The sequence below is a fragment of the Nonomuraea sp. MG754425 genome (assembly GCF_021699195.1).
In the GTDB taxonomy this organism is placed as follows: domain Bacteria; phylum Actinomycetota; class Actinomycetes; order Streptosporangiales; family Streptosporangiaceae; genus Nonomuraea.
Map to the genome: position 1 here is coordinate 1 of NZ_SSXE01000093.1, position 18,181 is coordinate 18,181.

The 18,181-nt window shown below is 72.0% G+C and carries 17 protein-coding genes; 7 read left to right on the top strand and 10 right to left on the bottom strand.

What is annotated here, in order from left to right; translation table 11 throughout:
* From FAF44_RS28935 to FAF44_RS28960, 6 genes are all read right to left on the bottom strand, one after another.
* On the bottom strand, positions 1-1,097 hold a 1,097-nt coding region (locus tag FAF44_RS28935; RefSeq protein ID WP_237106455.1), incomplete at its 3' end, for an AAA family ATPase.
* A gap of 63 nt (positions 1,098-1,160) precedes the next feature.
* Positions 1,161-2,135: a branched-chain amino acid ABC transporter permease gene (locus FAF44_RS28940; protein WP_237106456.1), complete on the bottom strand. Its 975-nt coding sequence runs from the start codon at positions 2,133-2,135 to the stop codon at positions 1,161-1,163.
* Entirely contained in the window at positions 2,132-2,992 is an 861-nt protein-coding gene (locus FAF44_RS28945) for a branched-chain amino acid ABC transporter permease (protein WP_237106457.1), read from the bottom strand. The genes FAF44_RS28940 and FAF44_RS28945 overlap by 4 nt, the downstream gene beginning before the upstream one ends.
* A 15-nt stretch (positions 2,993-3,007) precedes the next feature.
* Positions 3,008-3,667: an ABC transporter ATP-binding protein gene (locus FAF44_RS28950; RefSeq protein WP_237106458.1), complete on the bottom strand. Its 660-nt coding sequence runs from the start codon at positions 3,665-3,667 to the stop codon at positions 3,008-3,010.
* Positions 3,664-4,419: an ABC transporter ATP-binding protein gene (locus FAF44_RS28955; protein WP_237106459.1), complete on the bottom strand. Its 756-nt coding sequence runs from the start codon at positions 4,417-4,419 to the stop codon at positions 3,664-3,666. The genes FAF44_RS28950 and FAF44_RS28955 overlap by 4 nt, the downstream gene beginning before the upstream one ends.
* Before the next feature lie 6 nt (positions 4,420-4,425).
* Positions 4,426-5,619 carry an ABC transporter substrate-binding protein gene (locus tag FAF44_RS28960; protein ID WP_237106460.1) on the bottom strand — a complete coding sequence of 398 codons (1,194 nt, stop codon included), beginning with the start codon at positions 5,617-5,619 and terminating at the stop codon, positions 4,426-4,428.
* Positions 5,620-5,706: 87 nt separating this feature from the next.
* On the opposite strand from FAF44_RS28960, the gene FAF44_RS28965 reads away from it, so the two are divergent.
* From FAF44_RS28965 to FAF44_RS28975, 3 genes are all read left to right on the top strand, one after another.
* On the top strand, positions 5,707-6,513 hold the full coding sequence (locus FAF44_RS28965; protein WP_237106461.1) for a PaaX family transcriptional regulator C-terminal domain-containing protein: 807 nt from the start codon (positions 5,707-5,709) through the stop codon (positions 6,511-6,513).
* A gap of 87 nt (positions 6,514-6,600) precedes the next feature.
* Positions 6,601-8,028, top strand: coding sequence for a long-chain fatty acid--CoA ligase (locus FAF44_RS28970; RefSeq protein ID WP_237106462.1), 1,428 nt, complete (start codon positions 6,601-6,603; stop codon positions 8,026-8,028).
* Positions 8,029-8,030: 2 nt separating this feature from the next.
* Positions 8,031-9,137, top strand: a complete 1,107-nt coding sequence (locus FAF44_RS28975; protein ID WP_237106463.1) for a 5-methyltetrahydropteroyltriglutamate--homocysteine S-methyltransferase — start codon at positions 8,031-8,033, stop codon at positions 9,135-9,137.
* Positions 9,138-9,180: 43 nt separating this feature from the next.
* On the opposite strand, the gene FAF44_RS28980 is transcribed toward FAF44_RS28975, so the two are convergent.
* Positions 9,181-10,428 carry a Gfo/Idh/MocA family protein gene (locus tag FAF44_RS28980; protein WP_237106464.1) on the bottom strand — a complete coding sequence of 416 codons (1,248 nt, stop codon included), beginning with the start codon at positions 10,426-10,428 and terminating at the stop codon, positions 9,181-9,183.
* A 73-nt stretch (positions 10,429-10,501) separates the two neighbouring features.
* Between FAF44_RS28980 and FAF44_RS28985 the strand changes: the two genes are divergently transcribed.
* The 4 genes from FAF44_RS28985 to FAF44_RS29000 all read left to right on the top strand — a co-directional run bounded on the left by FAF44_RS28985 (position 10,502) and on the right by FAF44_RS29000 (position 14,675).
* Positions 10,502-11,629, top strand: a complete 1,128-nt coding sequence (locus tag FAF44_RS28985; protein ID WP_237106465.1) for an ROK family transcriptional regulator — start codon at positions 10,502-10,504, stop codon at positions 11,627-11,629.
* A gap of 70 nt (positions 11,630-11,699) precedes the next feature.
* Entirely contained in the window at positions 11,700-12,953 is a 1,254-nt protein-coding gene (locus FAF44_RS28990) for a sugar ABC transporter substrate-binding protein (protein ID WP_237106466.1), read from the top strand.
* Positions 12,950-13,867, top strand: a complete 918-nt coding sequence (locus FAF44_RS28995) for a carbohydrate ABC transporter permease (protein ID WP_237106467.1) — start codon at positions 12,950-12,952, stop codon at positions 13,865-13,867. The genes FAF44_RS28990 and FAF44_RS28995 overlap by 4 nt, the downstream gene beginning before the upstream one ends.
* Positions 13,860-14,675, top strand: a complete 816-nt coding sequence (locus FAF44_RS29000) for a carbohydrate ABC transporter permease (protein ID WP_237106468.1) — start codon at positions 13,860-13,862, stop codon at positions 14,673-14,675. The genes FAF44_RS28995 and FAF44_RS29000 overlap by 8 nt, the downstream gene beginning before the upstream one ends.
* A gap of 39 nt (positions 14,676-14,714) precedes the next feature.
* On the opposite strand, the gene FAF44_RS29005 is transcribed toward FAF44_RS29000, so the two are convergent.
* From FAF44_RS29005 to FAF44_RS29015, 3 genes are all read right to left on the bottom strand, one after another.
* On the bottom strand, positions 14,715-16,046 hold the full coding sequence (locus FAF44_RS29005; RefSeq protein ID WP_237106469.1) for a glycoside hydrolase family 30 protein: 1,332 nt from the start codon (positions 16,044-16,046) through the stop codon (positions 14,715-14,717).
* A gap of 100 nt (positions 16,047-16,146) precedes the next feature.
* The gene (locus FAF44_RS29010; RefSeq protein ID WP_237106470.1) at positions 16,147-16,695 is read right to left on the bottom strand and encodes a GPP34 family phosphoprotein; all 549 of its coding nucleotides are present in this window, start codon (positions 16,693-16,695) and stop codon (positions 16,147-16,149) included.
* A 17-nt stretch (positions 16,696-16,712) separates the two neighbouring features.
* On the bottom strand, positions 16,713-18,101 hold the full coding sequence (locus FAF44_RS29015) for an APC family permease (protein ID WP_237106471.1): 1,389 nt from the start codon (positions 18,099-18,101) through the stop codon (positions 16,713-16,715).
* Between the last annotated feature and the right edge of the window lie 80 nt (positions 18,102-18,181).

Genomic DNA, 18,181 nt, shown 5'->3' on the forward strand with positions numbered 1-18,181 from the left:
GGAAGGGGATGGTCGTCCTCCAGGAGGTTGGCCAGCAGGCGGTGGGCGGCGCGCCGCCGGAGCAGCGACGCGCCGTGGTAGACCACCCCGCGCATGGCCGGGTCGCGGAAGTCATACCGGTCTCCGGAGGAGTGCAGGACGCCCGCCCGTTCGGCCGGTTCCAGCGTCGTGAGCGCGCAGCCGGGCCGGGCGGCGCGGATCAGCGTGGGCAGGTCGAGGCCGGGGTCGGCGGCGATCAGCAACAGCATCCGCCGCGTCGCCGGGGGCAGGGCGGCGAGCAGGTTCGCGTGGTCCCGCCACAGCCGTTCGCCCTTGGGCAGTGCCACGGGCGGCGCGGCGAGGCCGGCGAGCTGGTCGGGGGTCAGCGCGCCGATCAGCTCGGCCAGCGCGAGGGGGTTGCCGCGGGCGATCTGCTCCAGCGCCGCCAGCAGGTCCTCGGCCACCTTGCCGGCCGCCAGGTCGTCGGCCAGCTCCCGTACGGCCGCCGCCGCCAGCCCGCCCAGCACCCGCACGGGCACACCCTCAAGCCCGCCCTCGAACCCGCTCTCAACGCCGGCCGGCCCGTTCAAGGCGCGCGGGTGCTCCCGTGCCGTGAACAGCAGCGCCACCGGCTCGGCCGCGATCCGCCGGGCCGCGAACGCCAGCACCTCCCGGCTGTCCGCGTCGAGCAGGTCCACGTCGTCCACGCAGGCCAGCACCGGCTGCCGCGCGGCCAGTGCCGACAGCAGCCCGAGCACGGCCGCGGGCAGCGCCAGCCCGCCGGCGGCGGTGCCGGACTCCAGCGCCGACATCAGGGCGCTGGCCTGCGCCCCGGGCAGGGACGCGGCGGCGCTCGCGGCGACCGGGCGCAGCAGGCCGTGCAGCCCGGCGTACGGCAGCCGCGACTCGGAGCCCACCCCCGAGACCCGCAACACGCGGAAGCCGGGGGACGCCCGCGCGGCGGCCAGGTCGAGCAGCGTGGTCTTCCCCATGCCGGGCGCGCCCACCAGCAGCAGCGCCCCGCCGCAGCCGGTACGGGCGGCGTCGAGCAGCCGCAGCAGGGCGCGTTCCTCCTCATCGCGCCCGCGTAACACGGGCACGGACATGTCAGGGGACACGTCGTCCAGTGTTACGCGCGGATGTCAGGACTGAAAGGGGCCGTCCGGGAGATACCGGTGATTTCACCGATCCGCCCTCTTCGTCCGCTTCCCCGTCAGGCGGCCGGAGACGGCGGGCACCAGCCCGCGCGGCAGGAACAGCACCACCACGATCAGCACGAGCGCGTAGACCGCGTACGACAGCACGCCCGGCGCGTAGGCCGGCATCCCCGGCAGCGTCGCCAGCCGGTCCAGCCCCTGCACCAGCAGCGTGATCGCGGCGGCCCCGGCCACGGCGCCCCAGATCGTCCCGAGCCCCCCGACCACGGCCATCACGATGTACTGGATCGAGAGGAGCACGGGGAACGACCCCGGGGCCACGTACCCGGTGTAGAAGCAGTAGATCCCCCCGGCGAGCCCGGCGAAGGCGGCCGACAGCGCGAAGACCACCAGCTTGTACCGCCCGACCGGGATCCCGGCGGAGGCCGCCGCGATCTCGCTGGTGGCCAGCGCGCGCAGGGCGCGGCCCGGACGGGAGGCGATGACGTTGTGCGTGACCAGCATGACCAGCGCCAGCCCCGCCCATGTCAGGTACGCGTACACCGACGCCCCGCCCGCCTCGAACGAGCCCACGCCGAACTGCGGGATGCCCTGGAGCCCGATGTCCCCGCCGGTGAACTCGAGCTGCCCGGCCAGCGACAGCAGGATGAGCTGCGTGGCGAGCGTGGCGAAGGCCAGGTGGTGGCCGCGCAGGCGCAGCAGCGGCGTGCCGATGACCAGGGCCGCGAGCGCGGCCACGACGGGCGCGGCCAGCAGACCGACAAGTGGAGGCACGCCGTTCAGCGCCAGCAGGGCGGCGGTGTAGGCGCCGACGGCGTAGAAGGCGCCCTGGCCCAGCGACACCTGGCCCGCGTACCCCATGAGCAGCGACACCCCGACGGTGACCATGGCGGCCAGGCCGAGCAGGACGTAGACGGCCAGCGCGCTGTCGTCGAGCACCGCGGGCAGCGCGAGGGTCAGCCCGGCGAGCCCGGCGACGATCCACGTCCTGGCCGTCATGCCCGCTCCTGGGAGATGGCCGGGCGGCGGCTCGCCTGCACGATCATGACGACCAGCATGAGACCCAGCGCGACCTCCAGTTGGTGCGAGCCGTAGCCGTACCCGGCGGCCATGGTCTCGGCCACGCCCAGCAGCAGCGCGCCGGCGAGCGTGATCACGGGCCGGGTGAGCGCGCCGAAGACGGCCGCGGCGAAGCCGTTGACGATGAGCGTGACGTCGGTGTCGAACGAGATCGGCCGCAGCGGCGTCACCAGCACCCCGGCGACGCCGCCGAGCAGCCCGCCGAGCGCGAACGCCAGCAGGCCCATCCGCCGGGTGTCGATGCCGACGACGCGGGCGGCGTACGGGTCGGAGGCGCACGCGGTCAGCGCCTTGCCCAGGTAGGTGCGTCCGAAGAAGAGCGCGAGCAGCGCGAACGTCGCCGCGGCCACGCCGATGACCAGCAGGTGCTGGGTCTGGACGCGGGCCCCGGCCAGCGTCACCGAGCCGGCCAGCCCGGGGGCCGAGCGCGGCTGGTCGCCCCACAGGACGATCTCCACCGCGTACGCGAGCACGCCCACCCCGAGCGTGACGATCAGGGACGACAGCGGCGTGGTGCCCGGTCTCCCGATCGCGGCCAGCCCGGTCAGCAGCCCCGCCAGCGCCGCGGCCAGCACGGCGGCCACCTCGCTGAGCCCGTGCGGGAACCCGAGCCCGAGCAGCGAGGACGTGCACAGCCCCGCGATCACGGCGAAGGTGCCCTGGGCGAAGTTCACCACGCCGGTGACCCGGTGGATGGTGACCAGGCCGCTGGCGACGAGCGCGATGGCCGAGCCGACCGCGAGCCCGTTGAGCAGGTAGGTCAGGAAGGCGCTCATGTCACCCGCCGCCGCTCATGTGATCGCCCCGCCCAGGTAGGCGCCGGCCACCCGCGGGTCGCCGGCCAGGTCGGCGCACTCGCCCTCGGTCACCAGCCGTCCGGACTCCAGCACGTACGCCCGCCGGCACAGGTCGAAGGCCAGCCGCGCGTTCTGCTCGATGAGCAGCACGGTCAGCCCCTGGGAGCGGTTCAGCTCGGCCAGGTGCCCGGCCAGGTCGGCGGTGACGTTGGGGGCCAGGCCGAGTGACAGCTCGTCCACGACCAGCGTGTCCGGGCGTGACATCAGGGCCCGTCCGAAGGCGACCATCTGCTGTTCGCCGCCGGACAGCACCCCGGCCCGGCGTCCGGACAGCTCGGCCAGGCGGGGGAGGAGGTCGTAGACGGGGGAGGGGTCGCGCAGCCCGGAGCGCCAGCCGCCGAGCGCGAGGTTGTCGGCGACGGACAGGTCGGGGAAGAGCCGGCGGCCCTCGGGGATCAGCGCGAGCCGGCCGCCGACCGTGACCGTGCCCGAGGTGGGCGTGAGCAGGCCGGCCAGGGTGTCGGCCAGGGTGGACTTGCCGGCTCCGTTCGGGCCGAGCAGGGCCACCATCTCGCCCGCGCCGACGGTGAGGCTCACGTGTTCCAGCGCGGTCGCGGTGCCGTACGAGACGACCAGGTCCCTGACGTCGATCATGCGCTCGGCCCGAGGTAGGCGGCCAGGACCAGCGGGTCGGTCCGCACCTCGGCCGGCGGGCCGTCGGCGATGACCCGGCCCAGGTCGAGCACCACGATCCGGTCGGCCAGGCGGGTCACGAAGGCGACGTCGTGCTCGATCAGCAGGATCGTCAGCCCGTCCGCCCGCAATTCCTCCACCAGCGTGGCGAGCCGTTCGCGTTCCTGACCGCGCAGGCCGGAGGCGGGCTCGTCGAGCAGCAGCAGCCGGGGCCGCGCGCACAGGGCGCGGGCCAGTTGCAGCGCCCGCTGCTGCCCGATCGGCAGCCGGTCGGCGGGCCGGTCCGCCCATTTCGCCAGCCCGACGCGCGCCAGGGCGGCCGTCGCCTCGGTGTCGATCTCCTTCTCGTCGCTCCGGTGCCGGGGCAGTCGCAGCGCCGCCGCGACGAACCCGGCCCGGGTACGCCCGTGCGCCCCGACCATGACGTTCTCCTTGACCGTCATGCCGTGGAAGACGCGGGCCGCCTGGAAGACGATCGACATGCCGAGCCGGGCGCGCCGGTGCGGCGGGAGCCGGTCCACGCGCCGCCCGCGGAAGGAGATCTGGCCGTGCTCGGCCGGCAGGTGGCCGGTGATCAGGTTGAACAGGGTGGACTTGCCGGCTCCGTTCGGGCCGATGACGCCGCAGACCTCGCCGTCCGCGACGCTCAGCGAGACGTCGCGGACGGCGTAGACGCCCCCGAAGGAACGGGAGACCTCGGTGACGGTCAGCACGCGGCCCTACCCCTGTGCGGTGACGGTCTTGGTGAGCTGCTCCTTGGCCCACTCGGTGGGGACGAACCGGCCGTCGCGCACGGTGTTGACCGAGATGAACTCGGGTGACAGCCCGGAGTGGTCGGTGGCGGAGTAGCGGAAGCGGCCGTTCGGGGTGATCAGGTCCATGCTCTCCAGGGCCTGCTGGATCTTGGTCCCGTCGGTGCTGTTCGCCTTCCTGATCGCCTCGAACAGCAGCAGCGAGGCGCTGTAGCCGTCCTGCGCGAACTGCGGCGGCGGGTAGCCGTGCTTCTGCTCGTACGGCCCGGCCATCTGGTCGATGACCTGTTTCTGCCTGCCGGCGGGCAGGTGGTCGCCGACGACGCCGATGGCGCTCTGCACGGTCATGCCCTCGGCCTGGGCGCCCATCGGCTCCAGCCAGAGCTTGCTGGCCTGCGACGCGGTCAGGAACAGCGGCGTCTTGAGCCCCGAGGCCGCGTACTGCTTGGCGGCCGTCACGCCGGGTGCGCCGGAGCCCCAGAAGACCAGCGCCTGCGCGGGGGAGTCGCGCACGTGGGTGAACAGGGGGCTGAAGTCGGAGGTGGTGGTCTCGTACGGCTCGTCCACGGCGATCGTCACGCCGTACCGGGGGGCCAGTTCGGCCATGGACTCGTGGCCGGAGACCGAGTAGGCGCTCTTGGAGTCCCAGGCCACGGCGATCGTCTTGATGCCCTCGGCCTGGAGGTACTGGAGGTAGCGCTCGGCGTACATGCTGGACAGGGCGGGGGTGACGAAGACGTACGACTTGATCGGCTCGACCTGCTCCTGGGCCGGGGCGAGCGACAGGTACGGCATCCTGTCGCGCTGCGCGAGCGGCTCGACGGCGAGCCCCGCGTTGGAGAACACCGGCCCGATCAGCGCGTCGATCTCGCCCTTGATCTGGTTGTAGGCGACGATGGCCTGGTCGGGGGCGGTCTTGTCGTCGCGCGTGACCAGTTCCACGGTGCGGCCCAGCAGCCCGCCCTGCGCGTTGACCTGTTCCACGGCCAGTTCCACGGCCTTCTTGTCCTCGCTGCCGAGCGGCGTGTAGTTGCCGGTCAGGGAGACGATGAGGCCCACTTTGACGGGGTCGCCCGGGCCGCCGCCGCCCGATCCGCCCCCTCCCGCGCACGCCGTCACGGCTAGCGACAGGCAGACCAGGGACGGAAGAAACCTGCGCATCAGGACCTCCTGGGCCGGGTGGCCCCGAATGTAGGCAGGTACATTACGGCTGTCAATAGAGTGCCTAATATCCGGAGACAAGCTGTTATGAGACCCCAATCGGTGATGTTGACCTTCCTCGGGGATCACGTGTACGGACGCGGGGTCTGCGTCTCCTCGCGGAGTTTCATCGAGGCGTTCGGCAGGGTCGGGATCTCCGAGGAGGCCACCCGCTCGACGCTGACCCGGATGGTCCGGCGCGGGCTGCTGCGGCGTCAGCGCTCGGGCCGGCGCATGTACTTCGGCCTCACCCCGACCAGCGCCGAGGTGCTCAAGGACGGTGAGCGGCGCATCTGGCACAGCGGCGTGCTCAACGACGCCGACGAGGACCGGTGGACGCTGATCGGCTTCTCGCTGCCCGAGTCCTGGCAGCGGCAGCGGCACGAGTTGCGCTCGCGGCTGGTCTGGGCCGGGTTCGGGCCGCTGCAGAACGGGTTGTGGCTGGCTCCCGGCGACGTGGACGCCACGGGGGTGATCGAGGACCTCGGCGCGAACGTCAAGGTCTTCGCCGCCGAGCCGCGCCGTCCCACCGACATGCAGGCCCTGGTCGGCGACGCCTACGATCTGGCCGGGCTGGGCGAGCGTTACCGGGAGTTCCTGCGCCGCTGGGACCGGGCCGACCCGGCGTCCGAGGCCCCCGACGACCTGGCGCGCTCGCTCATGCTGCTCACCGGCTGGCTGCAGCTCATCAGGAGTGACCCGCGGCTGCCGCTGCGCTACCTGCCGCACGACTGGCCCGCCGAGAAGGCCCAGCGGGTCTGCCACGCGTTGCACGAGCGGTTCAGGCCGGAGGCGGCGCGGATCGCGGGGGAACTGCTCGACACCGTTCCCGATGAAAGTTGGGCAGAAAGCTGACAGTCATCGGAAAGTAGCCTAATTTGGGTCCGGGAGTCGCCGATGCGGAATCAGGGGATTGGCTCGTGGCCGGCACGCAGGGCACGCATGACGCCCGACCGGGTCGCGCTGTCGTACGCAGGACGCCACCACACCTACCGTGACCTGACCGAACGGGTGAACCGGCTGGCCCGCGGGCTCGACGTGCGGCGCGGCGAGCGGATCGCCTTCCTCGGGAGCAACCAGCCCGCCATGGTGGAGACGTTCTTCGCCGCCGGGCTGCTGGGAGCCGTGTTCGTGCCGCTGAACACCCGGCTGACCGTGCCCGAGCTGCGCTTCATCCTGGAGGACGCCGAGCCGGCGCGGCTCGTGCTCGGCGCGGAGCGCGACGGAGCCGGGCTGCCGGGCCGGCACGTGCCCGCCGCCGCGTACGAGGACCTGCTCGCCTCCGGCTCGCCCGAACCCCTCGACGAGCCCGTCGGCCAGGACGACCTCTGCCTGATCATGTACACCTCCGGCACCACCGGCCGCCCCAAGGGGGCCGTGCTCACCCACGCCAACCTCACCTGGAACACCGTCAACCTGCTCGTGGACGTGCCGCTCGCGCACGACGAGGTGGTGCTGGTCAGCGCGCCCCTGTTCCACATCGCCGCGCTGGCGCAGACGCTGATCCCCGGCGTGCTCAAGGGCGCGCGGGTCATCCTGGAGCCGGGCTTCGACGTGGAGCGCACGTTCGACCTGATCGAGTCCGAGCGGGTGACGGTGACGTTCGGGGTGCCGTCGATGTTCGGCCGGCTCGCGCGCTCGCCCCGCTGGGCCGGGGCCGACCTGTCGAGCCTGCGGCACCTGCTGTGCGGGGGCGCGCCGGTGCCCGAGCCGCTGATCAGGACCTACCAAGAGCGCGGGCTGACGTTCCTGCAGGGCTACGGCATGACCGAAGCCGCCCCCGGCGCGCTCTTCCTCGGGGCCGAGCACTCCGTCGCCAAGGCCGGGACGGCCGGCGTGCCGTGCTTCTTCTCCGACGTGCGGCTGGTCGCCCCCGACGGCTCGCCCGCCGGCCCCGGGGAGCCGGGCGAGCTGTACGTCCAGGGGCCCAATGTCATGCCCGGCTACTGGCGGCGTCCGGAGGAGAGCGCCAAGGTGCTGTCCGGCGACGGCTGGTTCCGCTCCGGGGACGTCGGCACCGCCGACGCGGACGGCTTCGTGCGCATCTCCGACCGGATCATCGACATGTACATCTCCGGCGGCGAGAACGTCTACCCCGCCGAGGTCGAGAGCGCCCTGTACGAGCACGCCGCGGTCGGCGAGTGCGCGGTGATCGGCGTGCCGGACGAGCGATGGGGCGAGGTGGGCAAGGCCCTGGTCGTGCTCCGGACCGGCGCGAGCGTCGCGGCCGACGACCTGCTGCGGCACCTGGACGGCCGCCTGGCCCGCTTCAAGGTGCCGAAACACCTGGAATTCGTGGCCGAACTGCCCAGGAACGCGGCGGGCAAGCTGCTCAAGGCCCCGCTGAGAAAGCTCTACGGAGGAGGATGACCATGATGCGCACCACACCGCCCTTCCGAGCCGACCACGTCGGCAGCCTGCTGCGCCCGGCCGCGCTGCTGCGCGCCCGCCAGACGCTGACCGGCGACGCGCTGCGCGAGGCGGAGGACACGGCGATCAGGGACGTGGTGCGCAGGCAGCGGGAGGCGGGGTTGCGCGGCGCCACCGACGGCGAGTACCGCCGGGCCTCCTGGCACATGGACTTCATCTACCGTCTCCAGGGCATCGGGCAGGCGGCCGACGAGCAGATCAGGGTGCGCTTCCACAACGCGGAGCGGGAGATCGAGTTCACCCCGGCGGCGCTGCGCGTGCACGACCGGATCCGGCTGGGCGAGCCCGTCTTCGCCGACGACTTCGCCTTCCTGCGCGACACCGTCGCGGACGGGGTGACGCCCAAGCTGACCATCCCGTCGCCGAGCATGGTCCACTACCGGGGCGGGCCCGCCGCCATCGACCCGCGGGTCTACCCCGACGTCGAGGAGTTCTGGCGCGACCTCAGCGCGGCCTACGCCGAGCAGGTGCGCCGGATCGGCGCGCTGGGGTGCACCTACCTGCAGTTCGACGACACCAGCCTCGCCTACCTGAACGACCCGGCGCAGCGGGCGGAGCTGAGTGAGCGCGGCGACGACGCCGAGCACCTGCACCTGCGCTACATCAGGCAGATCAACGCCGCGCTCGCGGACCGGCCGGCCGGCATGACGATCACCACGCACATGTGCCGGGGGAACTTCCGGTCCTCCTGGGTCGCCTCCGGCGGGTACGACTTCGTGGCCGAGGCGCTGTTCAACGAACTGACCGTGGACGGGTTCTTCCTGGAGTTCGACGACGAGCGCTCGGGCGGCTTCGAGCCGCTGCGGTTCGTGCCGCCGGGCAAGACGGTCGTGCTCGGGCTGGTCACCACCAAGCGCGGCGAACTGGAGTCGAAGGACGCGCTCAAGCGGCGGATCGACGAGGCGGCCAAGTTCGTCGACCTGGAGCAGCTCTGCCTGTCGCCGCAGTGCGGGTTCTCCTCCACGGTGGAGGGCAACGAGCTGACCGAGGAGCAGCAGTTCGCCAAGCTCCGGCTGATCGTCGAGACGGCGCAGGAGGTGTGGGGCTGACCCCGGCCGCGCCGGGTGCGGCGGCGGCCGGGGGGCGGCCCGTTCAGAGGTGGACGACCGAGGCGGTGTGCCGGGCGCGTTCGGCGGCCCAGACCACGCGGTGCGTCATCAGGCTCTCGGCCGCGTCCGAGCGCAGCAGTGAGGCGTCGCCCGTGGCGACGGCGGCGAGGAAGGCGTCGGTCAGCCCCTCGTCGCCGCCCCCGTGCCCGTCCGCGGCCGAGGGGCCCGGTACGTCCTGGGTGCGCAGGCTCTCCTCCGTACCCGTCCGGAAGTCCACCACCCGCAGCGTGAGCCCGTCGCCGTCGATGTAGCCGTGGGTGCCGAACAGGCGGGTGCGCCGGTGCTCCATCGGGGTGAACGCGCTCATCGTGAACGAGCACGTCGCCCCGTCGTCGAACTCCATCATCACTTCCTGGTGGTCCACGACGTCGTTGTCGCAGGCGTACACGCAGCGCCCGTACGGCCCGGTGCGCAGGGCGTCGAGCACGGCCTGCTCCGTGCGTCCGGGCGTGACCGCCGACAACGGCCAGAACTCGCTGCCGGGATCGCCGAGGCAGCCCAGGTAGAGCCGCGGCGCGGAGTACGGGCAGGCCGGTTCGAGCGGGCAGTCGAGGCAGCGGTCGGCCGCCCCGTCCGGCCGCTGCGCGGCGTTGAAGTGCGACAGCGAGCCGAACGACGACACCCGCGCGGGCGGGCGGCCGAACAGGTGCACCAGCCAGTCGATGTCGTGGCACGCCTTGGCCAGCAGCATCGGCGCGGAGGTGTCCTGCCTGCGCCAGTGCCCGCGGACGAACGAGTGCGCCTGGTGCCACCACCCCACCGGCTCCAGGTGCTGCACGCTGACGAGCCGTCCGATGCGCCCCTCGTCCAGGAGCCCCTTGAGCAGCCGCGTGTACGGCGTGTACCGCAGCACGTGGCAGACCGCGAGCAGGATGCCGTTGCGTTCGGCCGCCTCGGCGATCAGGGCGGACTCCTCCTCGCTGGCCGCCATCGGTTTCTCCAGGAGAATGTGGTAACCGAGGCCGGCCAGCGTCACCGCGGGGCCGGTGTGCAGCCGGTCGTGGGTGGCCACGATCGCCGCGTCGGCCAGCCGCCCGGCCGCGGCCAGCTCCGTCCAGCCGTGGTACGCCCGTTCCGCCGGGATCCCGAACTCGGCCGCGAACTCCGCCCGGCGGCGCGGGTCGGGCTCGGCCACCGCCACCACCCGTCCCGCGCCGGTGGCGTGCGCGCGGCGCGCGTAGGTAATCCCTCGCAGGCCGCCGCCGGCGACGGCTAGAGTCACCTCAGTCATGGAACCTTCCCCGAACAAATATCATGGAGACCATCATTATTCGGTCTGAAAAAGCCGACAGCAAGGGGGGCGGATGACCGCGGAGACGAGTGGCGGCGATCTGTCGCGGCTGCGGCAGCTCAACGCGCTGGCCGTGCTCAAGGCGCTGAAGGGGCAGCCGTCGCTCACCCTCACCGAGGTCGCCAAGCGTACGGGCCTGTCGCGGGCCTCCGCCGAGGACGTCGTGCGCGAGCTGCTGGGCAAGGGCTGGGTGGCCGAGGCCGGCGCGACGGCGGGCGGGGTGGGCCGCCCGGCCAGGCGCTACCGGTTCCGGGCGGACGCGGGCCGGGTGCTCGGCATCGACATCGGCGGCCACAAGATCCGCGCGGTGGCCGCCGATCTCGACGGCGACGTGCAGCACGCCGCCCGCGTGGCCGTCACCCCCGGGATGGGCCGGCTCGACCGCCTGGAGGCGGTGGACCGGGCCGTCGCCGAGTGCCTGGAGGGCGCCGGGCTGGGCGGCGGCGACGTGTGGGCCGCCGGCGTCGGCACGACCGGGCTGGTGGACGGCGCGGGCAAGGTGATGTTGTCGGAGGCGCTGCCGGAGTGGACCGGCGTCGACCTGGCCGCCCACGTGCGCCGCCTGGTCCCGGCCTCCGTGCTGGTCGAGAACGACAGCAAGCTCGCCGCCCTGGCCGAGTGCTGGCGCGGCGTGGCCCGCTACGCCAAGGACATGGTGTTCCTGCTGGCCGGCCTGCGTACGGGCGCGGGCCTGGTCATCGACGGCAAGCTGCACCGGGGCTTCGGCAACGCCTCGGGCGAGATCGGCGCGCTGCCGGTGCTCGGCTGGATCCGCGCCCAGGAGCACCTCGCCGACGCCAGCGGGGAGGCGGGCGACGTGTTCGCCGCCGCGCGGGAGGGCGACAAGGCGGCGCTGGCGGCGGTGCGCCGCTACGTGAAGGATCTCGCGCTCGGCGCGTCCGCGCTGGTCCTGACGCTGGATCCGCAGATGGTGGTGGTCGGCGGCGGCTTCTCGCGCTCGGCCGACGTGCTCATCGAGCCGCTCAGGCGGGAGCTGGACCGCTGGTGCATCCGCACCCCCGAGGTGCGCATGTCGGCGCTCGGCGACGAGGCCGTGGTGCTCGGGGCCGTACGGCTCGCGCTCGACGACGTCGAGGAGCGGCTGCTCGATGGCCGGTCCCCGCTCGTGAGCCATCTGTAACACGCCCACTCTTGCCAATAATTTCCATGGACTCCATCATTACTCCCACGTTCTAGGAGAGGACCGGGAGATGTGGAAGTCGGCACGGAGCGCTGCGGCCCTCCTCTGCGCGGCACTGCTCGCCTCCGCGTGCGGCGGCGGTGAGCAGGCCGGCGCGGGCGCGACGGCGCAGGGGAAGGTGACACTGTCCTACGGCGTATGGGACGCCACCCAGCAGGCGGTCATGCGGGACCTGGCCGCGGAGTTCACCAAGTCGCACCCGAACATCACCGTCGACGTCCAGCTCACCCCCTGGGTCGACTACTGGACGAAGATGAAGGCCGCGGTGAGCGGCGGCGCGGCGCCCGACGTCTTCTGGATGAACGGCCCGAACTTCCAGCTCTACGCCTCCAACGGCGTGATCGCGCCGATCGGGGAGCGGATCGACACCTCGGTCTACCCCAAGGCCCTGGTCGACCTCTACACCTACGACGGCAAGCTGTACGGCCTGCCGAAAGACATGGACACCGTCGGCGTCTGGTACAACAAGACGCTCTTCGACGCGGCCAAGGTCGACTACCCGGCCGACGACTGGACGTGGGCCGACTTCCGGCGGGCCGCCGCCGCGCTGACCGACCCGGACAAGGGCGTCTACGCCGTCGGGGCCCAGCTCACCAGCTTCCAGGAGTACCAGTACAACACCATCTACCAGGCCGGCGGCTACGTGATCTCCCCGGACGGCAAGCAGTCCGGCTACGCCGACCCCAAGACGATCGAGGGCCTCAGGTTCTGGACCGACCTCATCGCCGCCAAGCAGTCGCCCGACCTCAAGACCATGACCGACACCGCGCCGCTGCAACTCTTCGAGGCCGGCAAGCTGGCGATGTACTGGGGCGGGTCGTGGAACGTGGCCGAGTTCGGCACGAACGACTACACCAAGGACAAGGTGGACGTCGCCCCGCTGCCGAAGGGCGAGAAGCAGGCCACGATCATCCACGGCGTGGCCAACGTCATGTCCGCCAAGACCGAACACCCGGCCGAGGCGTGGGAGTTCGTCAAGTTCCTCGGCTCCGGGCAGGCCGCCGGGCTGCTCGGCAAGAAGGGCCCGATCCCCGCCTACAACGGCACCCAGCAGGACTGGGTGCGGGCCCACCCCGAGTGGAAGCTCCAGACGTTCCTGGACTCCGTCGCGTACGCGGTGCCGTACCCCGTCTCCAAGAACACCGCCGCCTGGCAGGAGGCCGAGCTCACCCACCTCACCAAGGCGTGGACCGGCGAGACGCCGGTCGAACGGGCCGCCGCGGACCTCGCGGCCGGCATGAACGACCTGCTGGCCGAGGAGTGAGCGACGGCGGCGGCCCGGCCCGCGGTTCGCGGGCCGAGGCCCTGTGGGGGTACGCGTTCATCGCCCCCACCGGGCTCGGCCTGGCGATCTTCTACCTCTGGCCGGTCCTGCAGACGGCCTACTTCTCCTTCACCGAGTGGGGCCCGTTCGGCGGCCACACCTGGACGGGCCTGGCGAACTACACGCGGCTGCTCGGCGACCCCGAGGTGGGCCGGGCCGTGCTCAACACGCTCACCTACACCGCGCTCGGCCTGCTCGGCATCCCGGTGGCCATCGTGTTCGCGGCGCTGCTCAACCGGCCGGGGCTGCGCGGCGTGAGCCTGTACCGGACGGCGTTCTTCCTGCCCGTGGTGACCATGCCGGTGGCGGTCGCGATGCTCTGGCGCTGGCTCTACAACGGCGACTACGGCCTGATCAACCAGGTGCTCGCGGTCGTCGGGATCGACGGGCCCAACTGGATCGCCGACCCGGCCACCGCCCTGTACGCGCTGGTCGTGGTGGGCATCTGGAGCAGCGTCGGCTACAACCTGATCATCTTCCTGGCCGGCATGCAGGCCATCCCCAAGGAGTTGTACGAGGCCGCGTCCATGGACGGGGCCGGGCGCGTGCGCCAGTTCTTCCGGATCACCCTGCCGATGGTGTCGCCGACCGCGTTCTTCGTCTCGATCGTCTCGGTGATCGGCTCGCTGCAACTGTTCGACCTGGTCTTCGTGATGACCGGCTCGGGGAAGGCGGCGCGGGCCAACCCGGCGTACACGCGGCTGCAGACCGTCGTGCAACTGTTCTACGAGCGGGCCTTCGTCACCAACGACCGCGGCTACGCCGCCGCCGTCGTCATCGCGCTGCTCGTGCTCATCGCGGTGCTGACGGTCCTGCAGTTCCGGCTCCAGCGCAGGTGGGTGCACTATGTCTGAGCGCCGCCCGCTCGGCGTGCACGCGGTGCTCGCCGTCTCGTCGCTGCTGATGGTGGCCCCGTTCGCCTGGCAGATCGTCACCTCGCTCAAGACGCTCAGCAGCGCCACCGCGGTGCCGCCGACGTTCCTGCCCGAGGGCCGCTGGGACAACTACGCCAAGGTCTTCGACCTGCTGCCGTTCGGCGAGCAGTTCCTCAACACCGTGGTCATGTCCGCGGGCCGGGTGGCCGGGCAGGTGCTGTTCTGCTCGATGGCCGCCTACGCCTTCGCGCGGCTGCGCTTCCCCGGCAGGAACCTGCTGTTCGGCCTGTTCCTGTCGGTGCTCATGGTGCCGCCGCAGCTCTTCGTGATCCCGCAGTACCAGATCATGTCCACGCTGGGCTGGCTCAACAGCCTCCAGGCGATCATCGTGCCGGGGCTGTTCAGCGCGTTCGGGGTGTTCCTGCTGCGGCAGTTCTTCCTCGCCCTGCCGCGCGAGATCGAGGAGGCGGCCCGGCTCGACGGCGCGGGGCCGTGGCGGATCTACTGGTCGATCATGTTGCCGCTGGCCCGTCCCGGGCTGGTCGCGCTGGCCGTGCTCACCCTGCTGTGGGCGTGGAACGACCTGTTCTGGCCGCTGGTGGTCAACACCGACCCGGAGCGGATGACGCTGTCGGCGGGGCTGGCCGCGCTCCAGGGCCAGTACCAGACCGACTATCCCGTGCTGATGGCCGGCTCGCTGATCGCCTCGCTGCCGGTGATCGCGGTCTTCGTCTTCCTGCAGCGGCAGTTCATCCAGGGCATCGCCCACACCGGGACCAAGGGCTGAGCCCGGCGGGAGCCGTCGCTCCCGCCGGGCCCGCGCCCGTCATCCGACGACGATCGTGGTGAGCGCGCGCGGCCGGAGCGTCACCGTGCCGCCCGTCACCTTGGACGGGGTGAGCGAGTCGGCCTCGTCGGTCACGTAGGCGGTGGCCCGGCCGCGCACCCCCTTCCACGTGACGGGGGCGGTGCCGGTGTTGAGCACCTCGATCACGCGTGAGCCGTCGAGGTTGCGGAAGGCCGAGACCTTCAGCGCCGGATCGGCCGCGCTCGCCTCCATCCGGACCGCGCCGGGCCGGATGAACCTGCTGTAGGCGGCCAGCGCCCACAGCCGCTTCGACACGTGGTACTCCCCGGCCGCGTCGTCGAGTTGCAGCAGCGCCCTGGTCGCGCCGCGCGAGCCGCCCAGCCAGTAGACGTAGGCGCTGACCCCGCCCAGCGTGAGCGCGTCGTGCACGGCCCGCGCGACGGTCAGTCCGTCGTAGCCGCTGCCGTCGTCCCACGCCTCGTTCCAGGTGTTGCCGTTGGGGTTCCACTCCGACATCCAGCTCTTCCTGGCGGTCGGGAGCGGGGCGTCCACCGGGCTGGCGTAGGTGTGGCCCGTGTGCGTCTTCACCCAGCGGCGGGCCTGCGGGTCGGCCTCGATCGCGGCCGTGTACGCCTTGGCCTCGTTCCAGCCGAAGGAGTCGCAGCAGACCAGGTCGGTGCCGCGGGCGCGCGGCCCCAGCACCTTGACGAACTCGGCGGCCTGCTCGGGGGTGAAGCGCATGGAGGCGTACGTGGCCGTCCAGTCGGGCTCGTTCGTGAAGCCGAGGTCGGTGATCCTGATGCCCTCCCCGGCGTAGAACCTGGTGTAGGCGACCAGGTAGTCCGCGTACGCCCGCCGCCACTCGGGCAGCAGCGTGCCGCCGTTCTTGTCGTCGCCGTTGTCCTTCATGTAGCCGGGGGCGCTCCAGGCGTCGGCGAAGAAGCGCTTGACGCCGTACCGCTGGGCCTCCTTGGCCACCCAGACCTGGCCGTTGTCGTCGCCGTCCCAGACGTAGCGGGGCGGGGCGTCGGGGCCGCCGGGGTCGTCCGGCTGGATGGAGACCATGTGGTCGTACGGGCTGCCGGTGGGGGAGGAGCCGATGCCGAGCCGCAGGATGCTGAGCCCGGCCCCCTTGTCGCGGTCGAACCACAGGTCGAGCACCTCCCGCTGCTTGTCCGGCGACAGGGCCTCGAGCAGTTCGTTGCGCCGGAACGCCTGGGAGACGCCGAAACCGTCGATCTCCTGGTGGCGGACGCCCTCGTGCACGGTGATGGCGGGTGGCTGCGCGGGAGGCGACGGGTGCGCCGCCGGTGAGCCGAGCAGGCTGATCGCGATGAGCCCTCGCAACATGGCGCGCCTCCGAAAATTTCGGATATGTGACGATATATTTCACCGATCGCCGGAACCGTAAGCGCACGGAGGCGTCCCCGTCAACCACCCTCCTGAGCCGTCAGCGGTACACGGCCACGGCCGCCTCCGCGATCAGCGTCTCCACGATCGCCACCAGCCCGCCGATCGGCGGCCCCGCGGTCGCCGCGATCTGGCGCAGGCGGGAGACCAGCCGCGCGGCCGGCTCGTCGAGGTACAGCTCGGCCTCCAGCCGCAGCACCGCGACCAGCCCGCACAGCCCGGCGCTGCGCGCGTCCGCCGGTTTCCAGCCCTCGACGGCCGAGCGCACCCCCGAGGAGGCCCGGACGGCGGAGGCGATGTCGGCCAGCTCGTACCGCGTGTACGGCAGCATGCCCATGCGCCGCCCGCGCACCCCCACGAGCACCCCCGTGTCGAGCAGGCCCCGGCGGGTGCGCTCGTAGACGGCGTTCGCCGCCACCTGCTTGATCAGGGAACGGGCCTCGGGCGGTGGATCCGAGCCGGCGGGCAGCCGGTCGAGCAGGGCCGCGCCGGCCAGGCCGAGCGCCAGCGACGACTGGTGGATCAGGGGTCTGCCGGCCTGGTCGTGGGCGAGCACGTACAGGTCGTGGTGGAGCGGCAGCCGGTTCATGTGACAGGAGTCCTTCGCTACGGGCGGTCCGGTCCGGGGCCGGCCATGCCGGTCAACGCCGGAGGGCGGCCGAGCGCGTACAGGGTGACCAGCGCCAGGGCGCCGAGGCCGAGCCAGACCAGGCCGAGCGCCTGCGCCAGGACGTTCGCGTTGACCACCACGAAGACCAGGATCCCGGCCCCGGCCAGCGGCGACACCAGGTGCGCCCACCACCGGCGGGAACGGGAACGCAGCGAGTAGTGCACGACGACCGACACGTGCAGGACGATGAACGCCACCATCGCGCCCATGTTGATCAGGCTCGTGAGGAGGGTGACGCCGTCGTCGCGGGTGGACATCCAGACGCCGACGCCCATGGAGAGCAGGCAGATGAGCACGATGGCGTTGGCCGGCACCGAGTGCTTGACCGACACCTTCGCCAGGAACGACGGGAGCTGCCTGTCGCGCGCCATCGCGTACAGCAGCCGCGAGACCGCCACCTGCGCGACCATCGTGTTGGCCAGCCCCCAGGACAGCGCCGTGGCGAACGAGGTGACGTGCCTGAGCCACTCGCCGCCGGCCACCGCGGCGGCGTCGTAGAAGGCCGTGTCACCGGCCCGTTCCATCAGGCCCGCGGGATCGGGCACGAGCAGCGCGGCCACCCAGACCTGGACGATGAACAGCACGCCCGCCAGCACCAGCGCCAGCCGCATGGCCCTGCCGACCTGGGCCGAGCCGCCGGTGGACTCCTCCACCAGCATGCTGATCCCGTCGAAGCCGAGGAAGGACAGCACGGCCACCGACACCGCCGCGAACACCACCGGCCAGGAGAAGGCGCCCGCGTCGAACAGCGGGGACAGGCTGAAGCCGTTGCCCTTGCCCTGGAGCAGCGCCCAGACGCCGGCCGCGAGGAACAGCGCCAGCACCACCAGCTCGAACACGATCATGAGCCGGGTGAGCCGCACCGTCATCCGGATGCCGAACAGGTTGATCAGCGTGTTGACGATCACGAAGCCGACCAGCCAGGCCCAGACCGGCACCGCCGGCACGCTGTCGTTCATCGCCACCGAGGCGACCAGGTAGAGCAGGCAGGGCACGAGGATGTAGTCGAGCAGCACCATCCACCCGGTCAGGAACCCGACCGGCGGGGCGATGCCGCGCCCGGCGTAGTTGTAGACCGAGCCCGACAGGGGGAACGCCTTCACCATCTGCGCGTAGGAGGCGGCGGTGAACAGCAGCGCCACCATCCCGACCAGGTAGGCCAGGGCCGGCATGCCGCCGGACGCCTGGTAGACCGTGCCGAAGATGGCGAAGGGCGCGATGGGCAGCATCAGCGCCAGACCGTAGAACACGAGGTCGGTCAGCCCGACCCCGCGGCGTAACTCCTGCCGGTAACCGAACTGCTCGATGTTCTGTTGTGTCCGCACGACAGGTCTCTCCAGTCGTCAGGCAAGGGCTGGGGGGTTTGGTCCGGCGATCCTTTCGCAGCGCCCGCCCGGCCCGCAAG

Coding starts and splice junctions, on each gene's coding strand:
- FAF44_RS28940 (WP_237106456.1), bottom strand. CDS start 2,135: ATGACGGCCAGGACGTGGATCGTCGCCGGGCTCGCCGGGCTGACCCTC.
- FAF44_RS28945 (WP_237106457.1), bottom strand. CDS start 2,992: ATGAGCGCCTTCCTGACCTACCTGCTCAACGGGCTCGCGGTCGGCTCG.
- FAF44_RS28950 (WP_237106458.1), bottom strand. CDS start 3,667: ATGATCGACGTCAGGGACCTGGTCGTCTCGTACGGCACCGCGACCGCG.
- FAF44_RS28960 (WP_237106460.1), bottom strand. CDS start 5,619: ATGCGCAGGTTTCTTCCGTCCCTGGTCTGCCTGTCGCTAGCCGTGACG.
- FAF44_RS28965 (WP_237106461.1), top strand. CDS start 5,707: ATGAGACCCCAATCGGTGATGTTGACCTTCCTCGGGGATCACGTGTAC.
- FAF44_RS28970 (WP_237106462.1), top strand. CDS start 6,601: ATGACGCCCGACCGGGTCGCGCTGTCGTACGCAGGACGCCACCACACC.
- FAF44_RS28975 (WP_237106463.1), top strand. CDS start 8,031: ATGATGCGCACCACACCGCCCTTCCGAGCCGACCACGTCGGCAGCCTG.
- FAF44_RS28980 (WP_237106464.1), bottom strand. CDS start 10,428: ATGACTGAGGTGACTCTAGCCGTCGCCGGCGGCGGCCTGCGAGGGATT.
- FAF44_RS28985 (WP_237106465.1), top strand. CDS start 10,502: ATGACCGCGGAGACGAGTGGCGGCGATCTGTCGCGGCTGCGGCAGCTC.
- FAF44_RS28990 (WP_237106466.1), top strand. CDS start 11,700: ATGTGGAAGTCGGCACGGAGCGCTGCGGCCCTCCTCTGCGCGGCACTG.
- FAF44_RS29000 (WP_237106468.1), top strand. CDS start 13,860: ATGTCTGAGCGCCGCCCGCTCGGCGTGCACGCGGTGCTCGCCGTCTCG.
- FAF44_RS29005 (WP_237106469.1), bottom strand. CDS start 16,046: ATGTTGCGAGGGCTCATCGCGATCAGCCTGCTCGGCTCACCGGCGGCG.
- FAF44_RS29010 (WP_237106470.1), bottom strand. CDS start 16,695: ATGAACCGGCTGCCGCTCCACCACGACCTGTACGTGCTCGCCCACGAC.